Genomic DNA, 14,771 nt, shown 5'->3' on the forward strand with positions numbered 1-14,771 from the left:
ACCGGAACTTCTCGAACTCGGCCCTGGAGATCCGCTCCCACGTGCGCGCACTGGTGCCCGCGACCACGACCGAGTGGTAGCCGGAGCCCAGGCGCAACGTCGTTGCGCCATCGCCCCGGATGTCCACCACCAGGGCGCGATCCTCCGTCGACGTGATCGACGCGGAGAAGCAATTGCCGTAGGTGATCACMCGGCCCGGGTCGACCGAGGCGTCCCCGACCTGCCGGGCCGGGGCCCACGACACCGAAAAGTCCTGGGTCAGCGGGTAGGCCGGCGGGCCATGCTGCACGGTGCCGACGATGCCCGTCTCGGCGCGGTCGGGCGGCGTCTTCGGGCAGCCGCGCTCGTCGTTGCATGACGTGTCGGCACGCGAGAAGTGCGCCTTGCCTTCGGCATCGACGATCACGATCTCCTCGGGCAGCCGCACCTGGTAGCGCTGGAATCCGAACAGCTTGTCGACGAGGCCGTTCTCGATCTGCCAGTTCCAGCTGCCCCAGTAGCGCACCTGCGGCTGGAAGCCGTTGTAGTCGGCCTGCAGCGCGCGCAGGTCGGCGTAGATGCCGGGGTAGGCGTGGCGGATCGCCGCGTCGACGATCTCCCGCTCGGGCACATAGGCCAGGCGCTTCCATGAGAAGCCGGTGAGGTTGCCCGCCTCGAACAGCGCGAGGCAGACGGCGAGCATGAGAAGCAGCGGGTGGCGCATGGGTCGTGTCGAGGGCCGGTCAGCTGCGAATCATGGCTTCGATGCGATCGGTGCGGTCCTTGGTCAGTCCCTCCATGCACGACAGCTCGTACAACCCCAGCGCCGTGCCGCCGCCGGCACCCATCTCGCCCTCGTTGGCGCAGACCGCATCGCGGTAGGCCACCCAGGCCCGCTGCGCCTTGACGAGCGAGGCCTCGTAGCCCATTTCGCGGGCCTTGCCCAGGGCTCGTTTGTAGACGGCGTTCAGGCGCGCGTCCTGCACCCGCCAGCGGTAGCTGGCGCAGATCTTCATGCTCAGCGTGATGCCGCTGTCGCAGGCATCGTGATCGCGCCGGATGTCTTCGGCAGGGATGTGGGTCTGGTGGGCCATCTCGCGGACGACGGCCTCGTCCGGGGCCGCGGAGGCACGGGCCGTGGTGGTGAGCAGCAACGCGACGGCGAGCGCCTTGAGCCGGGACGATGAAGGTTTCATGGTGCGATGAAGCGGAAGTCAGGCATTCTCATGGCCGCCGCGAACATGCGAGTAGCGGTGGATATCCGTGCGCCGGTGCCATCCCTGGCTTTCCCACCAGGCCTGCCCCGTGTCGTTGGTGCGAAACACGTCGATGTGCGATTTCAGGATGCCGAGCTGTTCCAGCGCCGCCAGGCAGCGCTCGACCAGCGCGCTCGCAATCCCTTGCCGGCGGTGCTCGGGGAGAACGGCCAGGTGCTGCAGGTAGCCGCGCCGACCGTCGTGCCCGCACATGACGCAGCCCACCAATCGGTCGTTCTTCTCGGCGACGAAGCTCAGGCCGGGATTGCGCTCGAGGTAGCGCGCCGTGGCGTCGCGCGAATCGGCCTCGCGGAACGAGACGCCTGGCGTGGCCTTCATCAGCTCGATCACCGCGTCGTAGTCGTCCATCGTCATGGGCCGCAGCGAGGCCTGCTCAGGTGCGGTCATTTCGACGCGTCCGGCATGTACGACTGCATGAACCGCTTCGTCGTGTTGAGCAGCAAGCCGTCCAGGATCCTCATCACCGGTTGGGCGATGGCCGGCGGAACCCCGCCGTAGAAGGCCTCGGCGATGCCGCCGGTGATGCAGGCGATGGTGTCGCTGTCGCCGCCGATCGAGATCGCATTGCGGATCGCATCCTCGAAGTCGGTCGACTCCAGGAAGGCGATGATCGCCTCGGGCACCGTGCCCTGGCACGAGCTGTCGTAGCGGTAGACGAGGCGGATGTCGTCGAGCCGGCGCGACAGGTCGTAGCCGAAGGTGGTCTCGACGTAGCGCTTGATGTCGTCGCGGCTGCTGCCGGTGCGGGCCAGGAAGATGCTGGCCGCGACGGCCTGCGCGCCCTTGATGCCTTCCGGGTGGTCGTGCGTGACGCGGGTGTAGTGGTCGGCCTTGGCCAGCACTTCATCAAGCGAGCCGAACGCGAAGCCGACCGGGCTGATGCGCATCGCGGCGCCGTTGCCCCAGCTGTAGTACGCCGTGGGGTCGTCGGAACGCACCCATTGCTTGAACCGGCTGCCGTAGCCGGCCCGCGGGTAGCGGTTGGCGTAGGCCTTCAGTACGGGCACGTAGTCGCTGTCATCGAGGATGGCCTCGGCCAGCGCGACGGTCAGCACGGTGTCGTCGGTGAAGGTGCAGCGGGGTCCGATCAGATCGAACGCCTTGGTCTTGATGTTGTTCCACTCGTAGATCGATCCGATCACGTCGCCGGCGATGGCTCCAAGCATGGCGTGCCCTCCTTGGGGGCTACTCTACCGGTTGGCGTCAATGCATGGCGGAGGTGTCGCTCAACAGATTCTCCGCGGGATGTCGGGTGATGCGATGCCGGCTGCGCCTGGGTGCGATCTCCACACGGGTCGTGATCACGCCGTCAGCAAAGAAGCAACCCACACCCGACTCGAAATCGGTGCGCGGGTAGATCACGCGATTTCCGCGACGCACTTCGGCCCAGGCCGAGATCCAGGCGCCGCAGCGGCCCACGGTGTTCCTGTTTCCGGGCACCGGGCCAAGCTCGACGGCATAGACGCCGTCGCTCAGGACGCAACTGCCTTGCACCGTCGTCGTCGACTGGATGATGGCCTCGTCGTCCATGTGGATGAGATCCCATGGATCCCATTGCTGAGCCGTCTTCGATTCCAGCATCAGCTGACCCGCACCGTTGGCGGCCGCGTCGTAGGTCAGGATCAGCCGATCTGCCTTCGTGTTGCATTGGTAGCCGACGAGCTTGAAGAAGGCATCGGCATGGGCAGATCCGAAGCAGAGGCTCAACAGCAGAGCGAATGCATGGCGAGCGAGGCGTTTCATGAGGTGAGAGACGTCACTTCCGACGTGTCCCAGTCGCGGGCCGGATCTGGTCAAACAGGTCGAAGACCGTCATCCCCAACGCATTGGCAATGACCTCGATGGCGTTGAGCGTCGGGTTCGCATGGCCGTTCTCGATCCGGCTCAGGTAGGTCTGATAGAACCCGCAGCGCTCGCCGAACTCGACCTGGCTCAGGCCGGCCTCGGTTCGCAGGGTTCGTACACACTCGCCGAATTGCTGGGACAAACTGGGTTTCACGCCCGGAACTGTCGATGCTATGCTCTCATTCGCATAAACACTAATTCGCATACGGCGCTTTGCCTGACCGCACGGCGCGATGGAAGGCCGACGCCATGCCCCTCCGCTCAAGGCAGCCGATGACGGCCCGGCGAATGAGACGCCTGCTCGCCCAGGTGATCGACGTCACCGATGGCACACGGCACCTGCTCGAACTCGCGGAGCAGGACGTCTGGGCGCTGGCGGACGATCAGGAGCCGCTGCTCGACCGCAGGCAGCATGACGCGCTGCGACGCATGGCGATCACCGCATTGCTGCTCGTTTCAGAAGAGGCTGAGCGCCTGGGCGAGCGGTTCGACGGAGCACCGTGAGGGCGCTGCATGGCCTGATGACGTCGGCGCGCTTCGGCACCAACCCTTCGACACGGGCCCTCGGCAGGCTCGGCCCCTGCTCAGGGCGAACGGGGTTGCTGCGATGGGACGAAGGCGGCGCGACGGGCTGGCATGTCACGCATCCGCATACGCCCGCAGCACCATCTCCTCATCCCCCACATCGCTGATCTCGATCAGCACCGTGTGCTGCAGCGCCACCACCGGATGGTTCGCGCAGTTCTTGCAGAACCACAGCACCTCGCCCAGCGACTCGACCTCGTGCGACACCGTGACGACCTGCGCCTCCTTCGGGATCGGCCCGAAGCCGCACTGCTCCAGGTTGGCCATCGCGACCGAGTGATCCCACAGGCTCGCGTCCTTGCCCCAGGGCATCACGTGCAGGCAGCCGCTGTCGACCAGCCAGTCGCTGACCTCGATCTGCCAGGTCAGCGTCAGCTTGGCATCGATCATCACGACCGCGCGGAACGGCGCGAGCGCCGACAGGTCGGGCAGCGCACCGCCGGGCTTCAGGTGCAGGTAGCGCGCCGGCGGCCCCGGGATCGTCGGCCCGCCCGACAGCACGCGCAGCGATTCGCGGATCGCCGCCAGCACGTCGAAGAAGCTGCCGTAGACATCCTCGTCGGCGTCGTAGCGCGCCTGGTTCTCGGCGAGGTACTCGACGGCCGGCAACAGCTCCGGCATCAACGGCTCGATGACCTGCGGCTCGTCCTCGAGCCGCCGCATGATCAGGTTCAGGAACGCATCGGCCGCCGTCGATGCGTAGAGGCCCTGGTTGAGCTCGAAGATGCGCGGCGAGACGACGAAGTCGCGGAACACCGGCATGTAGTAGCGGAACGGCCCGGCCGGCATCGCGCCCAGGTCTTCGGCGCGCGACAGCACGTCGCTCTGCTCGAACAGCAGCAAGGCCTCGTCGCGCGATTTGCCTGCGAACTGGCGGTACGCGTAGGCGATGTCCAGGTCGGCCGCGAAGTCGCCCCATTCGGCAGCGTCCGGCGGGGTCGCGGCGTTCGACCCGCTCACGCTAGCGCCGCCGCCCTTCGTCATTGCGCGGACCGCGGCCCCGCGGGCCTTGCGGCGGGCCGTCGCGGCGCGGTCCCGGCGGCCGGCCCGGCGTKCGCGCATCGGGCGACGGGCGCCGTGGCTGCTGCTGGGCCTGCTGCGCCGCTTCGGCGCGGGCGATCTCGAGCAGGCCATCGAGTTCTTCCTCGGCCACCTGCTTCAGCACGCAGAAGTTCGCGCGCGTCAGTGTCGTGCGTTCGTAGTCGAACAGCAGCCCGGCCCGGTTGCGGCGCTGCTGGTCTTCGAGCTCGCGGCGCGACTGCAGGCTGACACCGCGCCGCGTCAGCTCGTCGACCGCGATCTGGCGGTGCTCGTCGCTGATCTCGCCGCCGGGTTTGCCGTCCAGGTCGAAGCGCTGGCGGCCGCGGGCCACCGACAGCAGGTACGAGGTGCTGCCGGTGTAGCGGCGGAAGAACGCCGTCAGCACCTGCTTGCTGAACACGCCCGGCGCGCGCGCCTCGATGTCGACGTGGGTGCGCAGCTTCAGCGGCTTCGGCGGGCCGTCGAACAGCGCCGGGAAGCGCTGGCGCAGCTCCTGCGCGCAGGCCGCGGGGCTCATGCCCGGCGCCTTGGCAGGCGCCTTCGAGGAGGCGTCGGCGGCCCCATCGGCCGCAGCCTCGGTCGTCGCTGCAGGGGCCGACTCGACCGGCGTCTCGTCGACAGGCAGTTCGGTGGCGGGCGTGGCCGGTGAAGGAGGCGTTGAACTCATGGGGAAGCGACAAGCAGGAAAGGAGGGGATTGTGCCGCTGCGCGGCAAAGTCGGTGTGTCAGGGTGCGAACGCTCAGCGCCGCGTGCGGTGGCGCACCTGCGCGAGCGGCCGCTTGCCCTTCAGCTGGCGCTCGATGCCGTCGTTCAGCTGGCTGCGCAGCGCGGTCACCTCGTCGACCTTGCCGTAGACACCGGGGAAGCGCAGGTCCAGCCACAGCCACAGCGTGCACGAGCGCAGCGCCTGCTCCATGCGGTCGAGCCGGCTGTGGCCGTCCACGTCCTGCAGGAACCACGGCGAGCCGGCGCGGCCGGTCAGCGCATGGCTGCTGCTCCAGTCGAGGAACTCCTGTACCTGCGAGACGGTGCGCGTGTCCACCGGCGCCTGCGCATAGATGAAGCGCTCCTTCAGCGTGAGCTTGGCGGCACTGCGGTCGAGCTGCTCGGCCAGCTCCAGCATCTGCTCCAGCTCGGCCACCGCGAAGTGCGCGTCGTCGAGCTTCAGCTGGTCCATGAAGACGCCCAGCACCTCGCGCAGCTGCGTCTTGCGCAGGCGCGAGGCGATGGTGTCGACATGCCAGCCGTTCGGCGCCACCGGTGCCTTGAAGTCGCGCGGCGCGCGCGGCGTGCGCGGCAGGCGCTCCTTCAGCATGCGCAAGGCCTGCGGCTCGGCCTCTTTCAGCACGCCGACGAAGCCCTCTTCATGCATGCCGAAACGGCCGGCGCGGCCGCCGATCTGGTGCACCTCGGATTCGTCGAGCGGCCGGTCTCCCTGGCCGTCGAACTTGCTCATCGTGCTGAACAGCACGCGCCGGATCGGCAGGTTCAGCCCCATGCCGATCGCGTCGGTGGCGACCAGCACATGCGATTCGCCCAGCGCGAAGCGCTCGGCCTCGCGCCGGCGCACCTCGGGCGGCAGCGCGCCGTAGATCACCGACACCGGGTGGCCGCCGGCGGCGATCTGGTCGCGCAGCGTCAGCACGTCGCGCCGGCTGAACGCCACCACCGCGTCACCCTTCGTCAGCGCGCCGATCGGCACCGGTGCCTCGAGCAGCTGCACATGCTGCTTGCGCTCGAAATGCCGCACGCTGCAGCGCTCGCCGCACAGGCCCAGCAGGTTCTCGATCGCCGGCACCGCGTAGGCCGAGCAGATGATGATCACCTCGCTGGCCGGTACCGCGACGATCGCCTGCGTCCACGCCCAGCCGCGGTACGGGTCGAAGATCATCTGGGCTTCGTCGATCACCGCGACGTCGACCACCTTGTTGGTGTTGACCATCTCGATGGTGCTCGACACCAGCCCGGAGCCCTCGGCCGGCACGTTCTCTTCACCGGTGAGCAGCGAGCAGGCCACGCCGCGGCCGACCAGCCGGTCGCGGCCTTCGAGCGCCAGCAGGCGCAGCGGGGCCAGGTACGCGCCGTCCGTCGCCTGCGCCAGCTGCTCGAACGCGGCGTAGGTCTTGCCGCTGTTGGGCGGGCCGACGTAGAGCGTCACGTTGCGCTGCAGGCGGCGCGCCTTCACGAAGGTGTCGGGGTAGCCCTGGAACGCCAGCTCGCTGTTCAGCCCGGCCAGCGTGTCGAGTTCGGACACCTGGTGCTCCCAGCGCTCCTGCGCCCGCACGCAGGCGGCGCGCAGGTCGGCCACCGGCTGCGGGGTGGCGCATTCGGCGAGCAGGCGCGGCAGCAGCATGTCGAGGTGGCGCGGGTTGTGGGCGCGGCTGCGCTGCACCAGCGCCTCGAGCGCGGCCTGCACCTCGCCGGCGTGTGGCCAGGCTTCGATCGGCCCGAGCGCGGCCAGCAGCGCCGCCTTGTCGCCCTCGCGGAAGAACGCCCACACCGGCTCGGAAGCGATCGGGATGCGGAACATCACCGGCACGCGCCAGTTCACGCCGGCCAGCTGCAGCGGCTGGCTGATCAGGCGCGTCCAGCGGCCAGCCTCGCGCACGATGCCCAGCGCATCGAGCGCGGCCGTGCGGTCCAGCATCACGGTGCGCACCTCGGGGCCGTTGCCGACCGCATCGAGGTGCTGCAGCGCCGAGTCCATCACGTCGGGCGCGATCCAGCGGCTCGGCCGGGCGCCGGCCACTGCCTTCTGCAGCAGCACGAGGCCGAGCTTGTCGAGGCGCTCGTCGAGCCCCGAGGCGTGCTCGTCGAAATAGTCGGCAGGCTTGACCACCTGCGGCAGCGCATAGGCGGCCTGGCGGATGCGAGCGAGCTGCTCGGGCGAGACGTGCGCAGGCACGCGCGCCGCATGGCGCGGGTTGGGGAGATTCACGGTGGGGGAGGCACTCACGGACAGGAAATACAGCAGGGATACAGCAGGGACAGCCCTGGGACTCTAACCGGTTCGTGCCGGCATGCCCTTGCGCCGGACGGGGCCGATGCCGCTGTTCAACAATCCGGCGATGAATCACAGACTCTCGGTCCCGAAGGACAAGCTCAAGTTCGTGCTGCTCGAAGGCATCCATGCCTCGGCGGTGGACGTGCTGCGGCGCGACGGCTACTCGCAGGTCGCCACGCACGCGAAGGCGCTCGCGGGCGCCGCGTTGCACGATGCGATCGCCGATGCGCACTTCCTCGGCATCCGCTCGCGCACCCAGCTGACGGCCGAGGTGCTGAAGGCCGCACCCAAGCTCGCCGCGGTCGGCTGCTTCTGCATCGGCACCAACCAGGTCGACCTGCGCGCCGCGATGGACCTGGGCGTGCCGGTCTTCAACGCGCCGTTCTCGAACACCCGCAGCGTGGCCGAGCTGGTGCTGGCCGAGGTCATCATGCTGATGCGCGGCATCCCGGCGAAGAACGCGATCCTGCACCGCAACGGCTGGACCAAGAGCGCCGAGAACTCGTTCGAGGTGCGCGGCAAGACGCTGGGCATCGTCGGCTACGGCCACATCGGCACGCAGATCGGCGTGCTGGCCGAGCAGCTCGGCATGGCCGTCGTGTTCCACGACATCGAGGCCAAGCTGCCGCTCGGCAATGCACGTGCGATGGACAGCCTCGACGAGGTGCTCGCCGCCTCCGACGTGGTCACGCTGCACCTGCCGGAGCTGCCGTCGACCAAGGGCCTGATCGGGCGCGCGCAGATCCGCGCGATGAAGCGCGGGGCGCACCTGATCAATGCCTCGCGCGGCACGGTGGTCGACATCGATGCGCTGGCCGAGGCGCTGAAGGACGGCCACCTGCTCGGCGCGGCGATCGATGTGTTCCCCGAGGAGCCGCAGGGCAACGATGCACGCTTCGAATCGCCGCTGGTCGGCATGGACAATGTGATCCTGACGCCGCACATCGGCGGCTCGACGCTGGAGGCGCAGGCCAACATCGGCAAGGAAGTGGCCGCGAAGCTGGTGCGCTACAGCAACAACGGGTCGACGACCTCGGCGGTCAATTTCCCCGAGGTGGCGCTTCCCGAGCACACCGGGCGCAGCCGGTTGCTGCACATCCACCGCAACGTGCCGGGCGTGATCGCGCGCGTGAACGAGCGGCTGTCGAAGGCCGGCATCAACGTCGCGGCGCAGTACCTGAGCACGCGCGACGAGGTGGGCTATGTCGTGATCGACGTCGACACCGCGGCGCCGGAGGCGGCGCTGGCCGACCTGGCGTCGCTGCCGGACACGATCCGGTGCCGGTTGCTGTATTGAGCTGAGCCCGGGCTCACGCCGGGCTCGCGAGCTTCAGCCCGACGATGCCGGCCACGATCAGCGCGAGGCTCGCCAGCCGCGCGGTGGACGCCGGCTCGCCGAACAGCACGATGCCGAGGATCGCGGTGCCGACCGCGCCGACGCCGACCCACACCGCGTAGGCCGTGCCGACCGGCAGCGACTTCATCGCGTAGCCGAGCAGGCACACGCTGATGACCATCGCCGCCACGGTGCCGACGCTCGGCCACAGGCGTGTGAAGCCATCGGTGTACTTCAGGCCGATCGCCCAGCCGATCTCGAACAGGCCGGCGGCCACCAGGATCACCCAGTTCATCGCGAAGTCCTCGTCAGTGGGGAAGTCCCCGGTTGTATCAGCCCGGAGGTGGTAAAACCTCGGCTCTTTCAACCCATTGGAGATTGGCATGAGCGCCGACAAGGACCGCGGAATCCGCCGTGTGAAGCAAAAGCGTGCGAAGGACGCGAAGAAACAGGCGCGGCTGGCGCGTGAGGCCGTCGTGCAAGCGGCAGCCACCGCGAAGCCGGCCGGCAAGAAGGCAGCCGCCTGATCGCGTTCTGAACGGCGTGGGGGCGACGACGGCCGTGCCAACAGACCCTAGGCGGCTTCGTCCACGTCGCCCTTCACCACGCGGCGGATCACCTCGGCCGAGAAACCCCGGCTTGCGAGAAACCGCTGCTGCTTCGCGCGGCCGGCCGGATCGATGGCCGCGGCTCCGAACTTGCGCACCCACACCTCGTGGGCACGTGYCAGCTCGGTTTCTTTCAGGCGCTGCGCCTGGTCGGCGTCCAGCGTGACGCCGTGCTGCGCCAGCTCCTGGCGGATGCGCAGGTTGCCGTAGCGCGATTCGCGCACATGCACCCGGCTCTCGACGAAGCGCTGCTCGCTGAAGTAGCCCTTGTCCTGCAGCCAGGCCAGCACGTCATCGACCTGCTGGTCGGCATCGTCCGGCAGCGGCGCATCGTCGGCACGCAGGTGCTGCAGCAGCTTGCGCCGCAGTTCCTGCCGGCTGTGCTCGCGCTGCGACAGCAACTGCACGCCGCGCCCGCGCAGCGAGAGCCGCTGCCGCATCGCCAACCCGCCTGCCGAACTTGTTCGCCGACTTACTCGCTGCGGGCTTCCTTCGGCTCCTTGGGCGCCTTCTTGGCCGGCTTGGCTTCATCGGCGGCAGCCGCCTGCGTGGCACCCCCAGCGGTCGGCAGCAGCGGAATGCCCATCGCCTCGCGCACCTTGTTCTCGATCGCGACCGAGAGGTCGGGGTTCTCGCGCAGGAACTCGCGGGCGTTGTCCTTGCCCTGGCCGATCTTCTCGCCGTTGTAGGCGTACCAGGCACCGGACTTCTCGAGCACCTTGGCCTCGACGCCCATGTCGATCACCTCGCCTTCGCGGCTGATGCCCTGGCCGTAGAGGATGTCGAACTCGGCGGTCTTGAACGGCGGCGACACCTTGTTCTTGACGACCTTGACCTTGGTCTCGTTGCCGATGACCTCTTCGCCCTTCTTGATGCTGCCGATGCGGCGGATGTCGAGCCGCACCGAGGCGTAGAACTTCAGCGCATTGCCGCCGGTGGTGGTTTCGGGGCTGCCGAACATCACGCCGATCTTCATGCGGATCTGGTTGATGAAGATGACCATCGTGTTGGTCTTCTTGATGGTGCCGGTGAGCTTGCGCAGCGCCTGGCTCATCAGGCGGGCCTGCAGGCCGGGCAGCGAATCGCCCATCTCGCCTTCGATTTCGGCCTTCGGCGTGAGCGCCGCGACCGAGTCGATCACCACCAGGTCGACCGAGCCGGAGCGCACCAGCGCGTCGACGATCTCGAGCGCCTGCTCGCCGGTGTCGGGCTGGCTGATCAGCAGCTCCTGCAGGTTGACGCCCAGCTTCTGCGCGTAGGCGGTGTCGAGCGCGTGCTCGGCGTCGATGAAGGCGCAGGTGCCGCCGAGCTTCTGCATTTCAGAAATGACCTGCAGCGTCAGCGTGGTCTTGCCCGACGATTCCGGGCCGTAGATCTCGACCACCCGGCCGCGCGGCAGGCCGCCGACGCCCAGCGCGGCATCGAGGCCGAGCGAACCGGTGGAGACGACCTCGATGTCTTCGATCACCTCGCCTTCGCCGAGCCGCATGATCGAGCCCTTGCCGAACTGCTTTTCGATCTGCGCCAGCGCAGCTTGCAGGGCCTTGGCCTTTTCGGTGTTGAGGGTGGCGGCTTTGACGGGGGCATCCATGGGGCGATCTCCTAGAGTTGCGCGGATTATGGCAAAGGCTGGATGTTTGTACAGTCTTTTCTGACGCCGATCTCCGATCCCTGCCGGGCCACTCCCTACAATCCCGCAGCGGCCGGGTCTCGAGCCGCACAGGAGGCAGCCATGCGCGTGTTGATCGCCGAAGACGACCAGGTGTTGGCCGACGGGCTGCTGCGCTCGCTGCGCAACGGCGGCTATGCGGTCGACCATGTCGCGAGCGGCACCGAGGCCGATGCGGCCTTGTCGGCCCATGAATTCGACCTGCTGATCCTCGACCTCGGCCTGCCGAAGCTGCACGGCCTGGAGGTGCTGCGCAAGCTGCGCGCCCGCGGCTCGGCGGTGCCGGTGCTGATCCTGACCGCGGCCGACAGCGTCGAGCAGCGCGTGCAGGGGCTCGACCTCGGGGCCGACGACTACATGGCCAAGCCGTTCTCGCTGCAGGAACTCGAGGCCCGCGTGCGCGCGCTGACGCGGCGCGGCCTGGGCACCGCGTCGAGCGTGATCCGCCACGGCCCGCTGACCTTCGACGCGACCRGCCGCGTCGCCTACCTGAACGACCAGATGGTCGAGCTGTCGGCGCGCGAGCTGAGCCTGCTCGAGGTGCTGCTGCAGCGCGCCGGCCGGCTGGTCAGCAAGGACCAGCTGGTCGAGCGGCTGTGCGAATGGGGCGAGGAGGTCAGCAACAACGCGATCGAGGTCTACATCCACCGGCTGCGCAAGAAGATCGAGCAGGGCCCGGTGCGCATCGCCACCGTGCGCGGTCTCGGCTACTGCCTGGAGAAGATCGCGGCTTGAAAGAGCAACGGTCCCTGTTCGGCGAGATCCTCGACTGGATGCTCGCGCCGCTGCTGCTGCTGTGGCCGATGAGCGTCGTGCTGACCTGGCTGGTCGCGCAGGGCATCGCCAACAAGCCGTTCGACCGCCAGCTCGGCGAGATGGCCCGCGTGCTGTCGCAGCAGGTCACGGTGCAGGATGCCGGCGGCGGCACGCTGCCGTCGGCCAGCTTCGCGCTGCCGGCGAGCGCTGCCGAGCTGCTGCACACCGACGAGACCGACACGCTGTATTACCAGGTGCTCGGCCTCGACGGCCAGTACCTGAGCGGCGATCGTGCCCTGCCGATGCCCAACGACGAGGAGCGTGCCGCCGCCGGCGTGGTGCGCTTCCGCGACGACGAGATCAACCGCGAGCCGGTGCGCATCGCCTATGTGCGCATCGGCCTGCCGGGCGGCACGGCGGGCGGCATCGAGCCGCCGATCGTGCAGGTGGCCGAGACGCTGGGCAAGCGCTCGCGCCTGGCCACCGAGATCATCAAGGGCGTGATGCTGCCGCAGTTCGTGATCCTGCCGCTCGCGGTGCTGCTGGTGTGGCTGGCGCTCGCGCGCGGCATCGCACCGCTGAACGAGCTGCAGCAGCGCATCCGCCGCCGCGAGAGCCACGACCTGAGCCCGATCGACGAGCGCGATGCGCCCGAGGAGGTGTCGCCGCTGGTGCGCGCCATCAACGACCTGCTGACCCGGCTCGACCGCAGCATCGGCACGCAGAAGCATTTCCTGGCCGACGCGGCGCACCAGCTGAAGACGCCGCTGGCCGGGCTGCGCACGCAGGCCGAGCTGGCGCAGCGCGAGATCGACGCCGGCGAGCGCGATCCGCAGGCGCTGAAGAAGTCGCTGCAGCAGATCGCCCGCGCCAGCCAGCGCGCGGCGCGCATGGTCAACCAGCTGCTGGCGATGGCGCGTGCCGAGGACGCCTCGCAGGCGCTGCAGCGCCAGCCGGTCAACCTGGCGCGGCTCGCGGCCGAGACGGTGCGCGATTTCGTGCCGCGTGCGCTGGAGAAGCGCATCGACCTGGGCTACGAGGGCGCGGACAGCGTGGCGGCCAAGGGGCCGGCCGGCCTGTCGATCTCCGGCCAGCCGGTGCTGCTGCGCGAACTGATCCGCAACCTGGTCGACAACGCGCTGCAGTACACGCCCGAAGGCGGCACGGTCACGGTGCGGGTGGTCGACGACCCGTTCGGCCAGGTGGTGGTGGTGCAGGTGGAGGATTCCGGCCCCGGCATCCCGGCGGCCGAGCGCGACAAGGTGTTCCAGCCGTTCTACCGCTCGCTCGGCACCAATGTCGACGGCTCCGGCCTGGGCCTCGCGATCGTGCGCGAGATCGCGCAGCAGCACGATGCCGAGATCACGCTGGAAGACGCCAACCTGCGGCACCGCCCGGGCTTGAGCGACCAGGGCGGCGTGGCGTTCGGACCGGGGGCGCGCTTCACGGTGCGTTTTCCGGTGCAGTTCCCGGTGGGCACCGGCACGGTGACCGACGGAAACACCGGCGGAAACACGGGCCCATCCCATCCGACTTAGACTGCCCCGGGTTAACCCGAGGTACCTCCCGATGGCAGTCCATGAAACACACGCTCCCGCTTCGCTCGGCCTCGACCTGGCGCTGCAGGGCGGCGGCTCGCACGGCGCGTTCACCTGGGGCGTGCTCGACCGGCTGCTCGAGGACGACGGGCTGCACTTCAGCGGCGTCTCGGGCACCAGCGCCGGCGCGCTGAACGCCGCGGTGATGGCGAGCGGCTTCCGCAAGGGCGGCCGCGAGGGCGCGCGCGAGGCGCTCACCGAGTTCTGGCGCGACGTGAGCCGCTCCGGCTCGATCTTCTCGCCGTTCTCGGCCGGCCAGGCGCACACGCTGAACGACAACTTCAAGCTCGACAAGCTGCCCGGCTACCAGTGGATGAGCTCGTTCTTCCGCTCGTTCAGCCCGTATGAATTCAACCCGCTGAACCTGAACCCGCTGCGCGACGTGCTGCGCCGCCATGTCGACGAGGACGCGGTGCATGCGAGCGGGCTGCGGCTGTTCATCACCGCCACCAGCGTGACGACCGGCCAGGCGCGGGTGTTCACCGGCCGCGACATCACGGTCGACGTGCTGCTCGCATCGGCCTGCCTGCCGTTCCTGTTCCAGGCGGTGCAGATCGACGGCGAGCCCTACTGGGACGGCGGCTACACCGGCAACCCGGCGATCTACCCGCTGATCTACCAGACGGCGGCGCTCGACATCCTGCTGGTGCGCATCAACCCGCTGGTGCGCGAAGGCACGCCGACGCGCAGCGAGGAGATCATGGACCGGCTCAGCGAGATCACGTTCAACGCGAGCCTGATGTCGGAGATGCGCGCGATCTCGTTCGTCTCGCGGCTGGTGCGCGAGGGCAAGCTGGACCCGGGGCGCTACAAGGACCTGCGGCTGCACATGGTGGCCGACGACGACGGGCTCGGGCCCTATGGCGCGAACAGCAAGTTCAACACCGACCGGGCGTTCCTCGAGGACCTGTTCGCGCTCGGGCGCGCGGCGGCGACGAACTGGCTGAAGAAGCACCGGGCCGACATCGGCATCAAGTCGACGCTCGACGTCGACCGCGAGTTCCTGCACGGGCCGAAGAAGCACAAGCGAGCCTGAGAGCAAGATCGGACAGTCGCCGCAACCGATTGCGGC

18 protein-coding genes are annotated in these 14,771 nt (G+C 68.7%); 6 read left to right on the forward strand and 12 right to left on the reverse strand.

Annotation, left to right across the window (positions count from 1 at the left end; all coding sequences use genetic code 11):
• The 6 genes from AC1D15_RS00900 to AC1D15_RS00925 all read right to left on the reverse strand — a co-directional run.
• The coding region (locus AC1D15_RS00900) for a hypothetical protein (protein WP_477824556.1) at positions 1-703 on the reverse strand (703 nt) is incomplete at its 3' end.
• A gap of 19 nt (positions 704-722) precedes the next feature.
• Complete coding sequence (locus tag AC1D15_RS00905) at positions 723-1,133, reverse strand: lysozyme inhibitor LprI family protein (protein WP_477824557.1); 411 nt, start codon at positions 1,131-1,133, stop codon at positions 723-725.
• 60 nt (positions 1,134-1,193) lie between these two features.
• Positions 1,194-1,643, reverse strand: coding sequence for a GNAT family N-acetyltransferase (locus AC1D15_RS00910; protein ID WP_477824558.1), 450 nt, complete (start codon positions 1,641-1,643; stop codon positions 1,194-1,196).
• Positions 1,640-2,422, reverse strand: coding sequence for an ADP-ribosylglycohydrolase family protein (locus AC1D15_RS00915; RefSeq protein WP_477824559.1), 783 nt, complete (start codon positions 2,420-2,422; stop codon positions 1,640-1,642). The genes AC1D15_RS00910 and AC1D15_RS00915 overlap by 4 nt, the downstream gene beginning before the upstream one ends.
• 37 nt (positions 2,423-2,459) lie before the next feature.
• Positions 2,460-2,999 (reverse strand): hypothetical protein, encoded by a 540-nt coding sequence (locus tag AC1D15_RS00920; protein ID WP_477824560.1) that lies wholly within the window; start codon positions 2,997-2,999, stop codon positions 2,460-2,462.
• Positions 3,000-3,012: 13 nt separating this feature from the next.
• A complete protein-coding gene (locus tag AC1D15_RS00925) occupies positions 3,013-3,243 on the reverse strand; it encodes a helix-turn-helix domain-containing protein (protein ID WP_477824561.1) in 231 nt (76 codons plus the stop codon).
• Between the two features lie 146 nt (positions 3,244-3,389).
• Here AC1D15_RS00925 and AC1D15_RS00930 point away from each other — a divergent pair, with 146 nt between their 5' ends.
• Positions 3,390-3,605, forward strand: a complete 216-nt coding sequence (locus AC1D15_RS00930; protein WP_477824562.1) for a hypothetical protein — start codon at positions 3,390-3,392, stop codon at positions 3,603-3,605.
• 135 nt (positions 3,606-3,740) lie between these two features.
• Here AC1D15_RS00930 and AC1D15_RS00935 read toward each other — a convergent pair whose 3' ends face one another.
• The 3 genes from AC1D15_RS00935 to AC1D15_RS00945 all read right to left on the reverse strand — a co-directional run bounded on the left by AC1D15_RS00935 (position 3,741) and on the right by AC1D15_RS00945 (position 7,666).
• On the reverse strand, positions 3,741-4,646 hold the full coding sequence (locus AC1D15_RS00935; protein ID WP_477824563.1) for a DUF7684 family protein: 906 nt from the start codon (positions 4,644-4,646) through the stop codon (positions 3,741-3,743).
• Position 4,647: 1 nt separating this feature from the next.
• Positions 4,648-5,394: a ProQ/FINO family protein gene (locus tag AC1D15_RS00940; RefSeq protein ID WP_477824564.1), complete on the reverse strand. Its 747-nt coding sequence runs from the start codon at positions 5,392-5,394 to the stop codon at positions 4,648-4,650.
• Positions 5,395-5,467: 73 nt separating this feature from the next.
• Positions 5,468-7,666 (reverse strand): helicase-related protein, encoded by a 2,199-nt coding sequence (locus AC1D15_RS00945; RefSeq protein ID WP_477824565.1) that lies wholly within the window; start codon positions 7,664-7,666, stop codon positions 5,468-5,470.
• A 130-nt stretch (positions 7,667-7,796) separates the two neighbouring features.
• Here AC1D15_RS00945 and serA point away from each other — a divergent pair, with 130 nt between their 5' ends.
• The gene (serA, locus tag AC1D15_RS00950; protein ID WP_477824566.1) at positions 7,797-9,029 is read left to right on the forward strand and encodes a phosphoglycerate dehydrogenase; all 1,233 of its coding nucleotides are present in this window, start codon (positions 7,797-7,799) and stop codon (positions 9,027-9,029) included.
• Positions 9,030-9,042: 13 nt separating this feature from the next.
• Here serA and sugE read toward each other — a convergent pair whose 3' ends face one another.
• Complete coding sequence (gene sugE / locus AC1D15_RS00955) at positions 9,043-9,363, reverse strand: quaternary ammonium compound efflux SMR transporter SugE (protein ID WP_169667977.1); 321 nt, start codon at positions 9,361-9,363, stop codon at positions 9,043-9,045.
• Between the two features lie 88 nt (positions 9,364-9,451).
• Here sugE and AC1D15_RS00960 point away from each other — a divergent pair, with 88 nt between their 5' ends.
• Positions 9,452-9,595, forward strand: coding sequence for a hypothetical protein (locus AC1D15_RS00960; protein ID WP_156151822.1), 144 nt, complete (start codon positions 9,452-9,454; stop codon positions 9,593-9,595).
• A gap of 47 nt (positions 9,596-9,642) precedes the next feature.
• On the opposite strand, the gene recX is transcribed toward AC1D15_RS00960, so the two are convergent.
• Both recX and recA read right to left on the reverse strand, forming a co-directional pair.
• A complete protein-coding gene (gene recX, locus AC1D15_RS00965) occupies positions 9,643-10,116 on the reverse strand; it encodes a recombination regulator RecX (protein ID WP_477824567.1) in 474 nt (157 codons plus the stop codon).
• Between the two features lie 32 nt (positions 10,117-10,148).
• A complete protein-coding gene (recA, locus tag AC1D15_RS00970) occupies positions 10,149-11,267 on the reverse strand; it encodes a recombinase RecA (protein WP_477824568.1) in 1,119 nt (372 codons plus the stop codon).
• Positions 11,268-11,408: 141 nt separating this feature from the next.
• Here recA and AC1D15_RS00975 point away from each other — a divergent pair, with 141 nt between their 5' ends.
• Genes AC1D15_RS00975 through AC1D15_RS00985 form a run of 3 tightly spaced genes read left to right on the forward strand, consistent with a single transcriptional unit; the run spans position 11,409 to position 14,735 of the window.
• On the forward strand, positions 11,409-12,080 hold the full coding sequence (locus AC1D15_RS00975; protein WP_477824569.1) for a response regulator: 672 nt from the start codon (positions 11,409-11,411) through the stop codon (positions 12,078-12,080).
• Positions 12,081-12,118: 38 nt separating this feature from the next.
• The gene (locus AC1D15_RS00980) at positions 12,119-13,639 is read left to right on the forward strand and encodes a sensor histidine kinase (RefSeq protein ID WP_477824594.1); all 1,521 of its coding nucleotides are present in this window, start codon (positions 12,119-12,121) and stop codon (positions 13,637-13,639) included.
• A gap of 31 nt (positions 13,640-13,670) precedes the next feature.
• Positions 13,671-14,735 (forward strand): patatin-like phospholipase family protein, encoded by a 1,065-nt coding sequence (locus AC1D15_RS00985; RefSeq protein ID WP_477824570.1) that lies wholly within the window; start codon positions 13,671-13,673, stop codon positions 14,733-14,735.
• The last annotated feature ends 36 nt before the right edge of the window (positions 14,736-14,771 follow it).

This window comes from Rhizobacter sp. P2_H2 (assembly GCF_056403375.1).

Bases quoted from the DNA above. Each gene is read 5' to 3' on its own strand.
- AC1D15_RS00910 (WP_477824558.1), bottom strand. From the start codon at position 1,643: ATGACCGCACCTGAGCAGGCCTCGCTGCGGCCCATGACGATGGACGAC.
- sugE (WP_169667977.1), bottom strand. From the start codon at position 9,363: ATGAACTGGGTGATCCTGGTGGCCGCCGGCCTGTTCGAGATCGGCTGG.
- AC1D15_RS00980 (WP_477824594.1), top strand. From the start codon at position 12,119: ATGCTCGCGCCGCTGCTGCTGCTGTGGCCGATGAGCGTCGTGCTGACC.
- AC1D15_RS00930 (WP_477824562.1), top strand. From the start codon at position 3,390: ATGAGACGCCTGCTCGCCCAGGTGATCGACGTCACCGATGGCACACGG.
- AC1D15_RS00915 (WP_477824559.1), bottom strand. From the start codon at position 2,422: ATGCTTGGAGCCATCGCCGGCGACGTGATCGGATCGATCTACGAGTGG.
- recA (WP_477824568.1), bottom strand. From the start codon at position 11,267: ATGGATGCCCCCGTCAAAGCCGCCACCCTCAACACCGAAAAGGCCAAG.
- serA (WP_477824566.1), top strand. From the start codon at position 7,797: ATGAATCACAGACTCTCGGTCCCGAAGGACAAGCTCAAGTTCGTGCTG.
- AC1D15_RS00985 (WP_477824570.1), top strand. From the start codon at position 13,671: ATGGCAGTCCATGAAACACACGCTCCCGCTTCGCTCGGCCTCGACCTG.
- AC1D15_RS00920 (WP_477824560.1), bottom strand. From the start codon at position 2,999: ATGAAACGCCTCGCTCGCCATGCATTCGCTCTGCTGTTGAGCCTCTGC.
- AC1D15_RS00960 (WP_156151822.1), top strand. From the start codon at position 9,452: ATGAGCGCCGACAAGGACCGCGGAATCCGCCGTGTGAAGCAAAAGCGT.